Source organism: Cupriavidus sp. 8B, assembly GCF_054589115.1.
In genome coordinates this window covers 1-913 of record NZ_BAAILO010000674.1, presented here as the reverse complement: position 1 = coordinate 913, position 913 = coordinate 1, and the positions used below count along the sequence as shown (strand labels likewise).

1 protein-coding gene is annotated in these 913 nt (G+C 64.0%); it reads right to left on the bottom strand.

Features of this window, described 5'->3' with window-relative positions; genetic code table 11:
- Positions 1–91: 91 nt before the first annotated feature.
- On the bottom strand, positions 92–913 hold an 822-nt coding region (locus ACYP5B_RS54010; RefSeq protein WP_459575741.1), incomplete at its 5' end, for an IS110 family RNA-guided transposase.

Sequence of the window (913 nt, the reverse complement as noted above, 5' to 3'; positions counted from 1 at the left end):
GGTCGCGGGTTGCTCGTGTGCCGGGCTACGTCGCCCTTCAGGAAACTGGCTCCACAGTAGGTGGCAGATAGGTTGGTACCTTGGCGCTGGGTTACGCTGCCCGCGCCTGGTTCGGTACGGCAAGCGACATGGCGAGCCGGCTGATGTCCCAGATGAACCCGCTCAGTTCGCGGGCCACCGCAACCACCGCAATGTTCGGGTTCTTGCCGCGCGCGGCAAGTCTCCGATAGCGCCGGCACAGTCGAACCTGGGCGTCCCAGGACCGGTCAACGATGGCCTTTGGGATGCCTTCGTGCCGGCGCTGGATCTCGGGGCTCACACGTGGCGGGTGCCGGTAACTCCAGGCGGCTTCGATTAGCAGCTTTCTTGCATAGCTATTGCCGTTCTTGGTGATGCTGCCTTGGCGCCGTTTTTCCCCCGATGAGTGTTCGGCGGGCGTCACCCCGAGCCAGGCCATCAGTTGGCGCGGATGGACAAAGCGCGAGAGATCGCCCAATTCCGCAAGCATGCCCACCGCCGTGGTGAACTGCACGCCACGCATGGCCTGAAAGCCCAGTACGGCCGGATAGAAGCGCCAGCTGACCACGGCTTCGCGCAAGGCCGCTTCGAGACGGCTGCATTGCGCGAGCCGATCCTCGATGGCGCGTCGATATTCGTCAAAGGCAAGTTGTTGCCAGGCGCTATCGAACGCAAATTCGCTTATCCAGCGCCGGTGTGCTGGCCCCCAGTCAGCTCTGCCGGTGTAGCGGACTCCGTGCGAAAGCAGAAAGGCCTTCAGCCGTTGGCGGGCGCGCTTCAGATCGTCCTTGGCGCTGATCCAGGCGCGTGACAGATCCCGGAATGCTTCGTCTTCGACGCTGGGCACGTACACGGCGGAGAGGTCACCGGCGCGCAGCGATCGCACGAGCTTGAC